Here is a 2,731-nt window from a genome sequence, read left to right as displayed (position 1 = left end):
CCGGACAGGAGGTTCACGTGGGGGCGCAGGTGTCCGGCGCCGATCTCGATGAGGTCGTCGCTCTCCCGGCGCAGGGCACGGGAGATGGTCCAGTTGCCCTCCACCGAGATGTGCACGACGGTGACGCGCACACCCATGTCCTGGACGTCGGCGACCACGGGCGCCATGTCCTCGTCACCGCTGACCAGGACAGCGTCGGACAGGACACCGGTACGGGCCAGGGTGGTGAGGTCCCGTTGGACGTAGCTCTCCACGCCTTCACGACGTCCCGGCCGTATCCGGGCGGCCCGGAACTTGATCCCGGGGATGTCGGCGATGCTGTCCTGTTCCTGGGCCCGCCGGTCGTCGGCGACCGCCTCGTACCAGTAGCAGCGCAGGAGCGGCAGCCCCGTCCGGTCCCGTGCCACCTCGTTGAGGAACTGGACGAGACCGGAGTAGTCCCAGGCGACGGAGTCCCGGTTACGGGTTCCGTGCACGGCCATCGCACCGTCGGCGAGAAGGTATCCCGCGTCGACGAACAACGCGCAGCGGTCCACGTGACACCGCCCCCTTCCCTGTCGATCTCTGGGGCCATATCCATGACCGGGGCACAGCCTAGCCAAGTCTGTCTCGTTTTGCGTGCCATCGACGAATACTTAGAGTTACTAACTTGCTACGCACAGGAGGCCCTTCGCGGTCGCGCCCGGTCCTCCGGATGCCCCACCAGGCCCGGAAGGGCCACGGAAGGGGCATCCCGGCCACCGACCTCAGGTACGCATCGGCGCGGTGAGGGCGACGACCCCCACCAACACGGCGTCCTGACCCGACGGGATTCGGATATCCGTTTCGCGCCCGAGTACCGCGTCGAATCGGACCACGTCGGTCCCGAACGTCATCGGATCGCCCACCGCCCCGCGCGAGGAACTCACGAAGGCGTTGTCGGCGCTCCCGTGTCCGCTGATCGGCGCGGCCGGGATCCCGCCCACGATCACCCGGTCACCGGCGAGGTCGGCGTCGCCCTCCCAGGCCACCACGTCGAACCGGGCCGGGACCGACTCCGGCAGCAGACCGGACACCGGGAAGCGCGCCCCCACCTCGTCCTGGAAGACCGCGCTGGTCTCGTCCAGCACCATCGCCTGGTGGTAGCCCTCCACCGACGGGTCCTCCACGACCACCACCAGACTCCACCCGGCGTGGACGCCCCTGCCCTCGCGTGCGGGGATGTCGCCGACCCACCACTCGCCGCCCCCGGCCGACCGCACCAGTCCGGTGACGTCGGCGAAGGCCTGGTAGGCGCGGTAGCCCGGCAGGTCGGCCGCACGGGTGTCGGTCGCGGTGACGGTGGTGTAGGAGACCATTCCGGGACCCTTGACCCGCGCGGTGGGGGCGCTCGGCTCCCCCGCGGCCGAGAAGTACAGTCCGGCCCAGCGCACCGATCCGCCCTCGGGGAGCTCCCAGGTGGCGGAGCTGGAGGAGGTGGTGGTGGGGTCCTCGTCGCGGTCGAGCGGGGCCATCACCCAGTTGTCGTTGTCGAGCCGGTCGCCGATCCGTTGGCGGGCGTCGGCGCAGACCCCCGGGGCCTCCTCCTCTTCCTCTTCCTCTTCCTCTTCGGCGTACCCGTCCTCAGGGGGTTCGACGGGTTCCGGGGACTCGGGGGCCTCCTCCGTCGCGTCGTCACCGGCCCCGTCCTCAGGCTCGTCCCTTCCGTCGGTTCCGCCGTCCGTGTCGTCGTCGGACTCCTCCGGTGCGCCGCTCGGGTCCCCGCCCTCACCCAGGAGGTCACCGATCCCCCCGCCGAGTTCGGGAGAGACGGGGGTGACGTCGGCGGGCGCGCGGCGCAGGTCCGCTTCAGCGGGAGGGGTGGCCACGCCTTCCTCCGGCGGGTCCACAGCGCCCTCGTCCGGAAGCTCCAATGAGCCGCCTCCCGGCCAACCCCACCACGGCCAGGGCCATCCACCCTTCGGGGGGTCGGGCTCGGTGCAGGTCAGGAGGGCGTTCCCGACGGCTTCGGTGCGTACCTGCCCGGCGGTGGCGTAGCGGGCGGCGATCCCGTCCGGGGTCACCCCTCGTTCGCCGACCGCCTCGAATCTGACCTCACCCGAGGAGATCACCACGCTGGCGGGGACGTCCACGTCGGCGTCTGCGGCCACCCGGACGTCGAGGAACTGGGTGCTGTTCTCCCCCTCCCCCATTCCGGTGCGCACGCACTCGCCGCCGCCACTGCCCGTCGAGCAACCCCAGTCCCCGTTCCCGGCGGCCATGGGGACGGCGTTCCCGGCGCCACCGGAGGAGATCATCTCCACCCCGGGCGGCAGGGTGATGGCGGCGACCACGTCGCCGGCGGTGGCCGCGCCCACGTTGAGCACGTCCAGGACCATGATCCCGTCGCTGCCCGGCACCAGGGCGCCGACCGGGTCGATGCCCGCCGCGAACTCCGGACCGGGCTCCTCCGGTTCCTCGGGTTCCGGCGCGGCCGGGGCGTCCTCCGGGGCCTCCGGGGGCGGCGGAGTCCCGGGGGACGGTGCCGGCGCGGCCGGGACGTCGGCGGGCACCGAGGGCACGGGAAGCGGTGCCGGTTCGGGTTCCGGCGCGGCCGGGTCCTCGGGGGCCTCGGGGGCAGCCGGGTCCTGGGCGGGAGGATCGTCGGGGGTCTCGGGCGCCCCGACCGCCGGGGGGTCCTCCTGGGGAGCGGCCACCGGAGGGGGATCGGTGGGCGGCGCCCCCTCGCCTCCCACCAGGGCCAGCGCCACCG

At 72.8% G+C, this 2,731-nt stretch carries 2 protein-coding genes; both read right to left on the bottom strand.

What is annotated here, in order from left to right; genetic code table 11:
* The coding region (locus D452_RS0112125) for an NYN domain-containing protein (protein ID WP_017544415.1) at positions 1 to 536 on the bottom strand (536 nt) is incomplete at its 3' end.
* Between the two features lie 210 nt (positions 537 to 746).
* Positions 747 to 2,731: hypothetical protein (locus D452_RS30705; RefSeq protein WP_017544414.1), on the bottom strand; the 1,985-nt coding region annotated here is incomplete at its 5' end.

The sequence above is a fragment of the Nocardiopsis prasina DSM 43845 genome (assembly GCF_000341265.1).
Lineage (GTDB): Bacteria > Actinomycetota > Actinomycetes > Streptosporangiales > Streptosporangiaceae > Nocardiopsis > Nocardiopsis prasina.
This window is presented reverse-complemented; position numbering and strand designations above follow the sequence as displayed.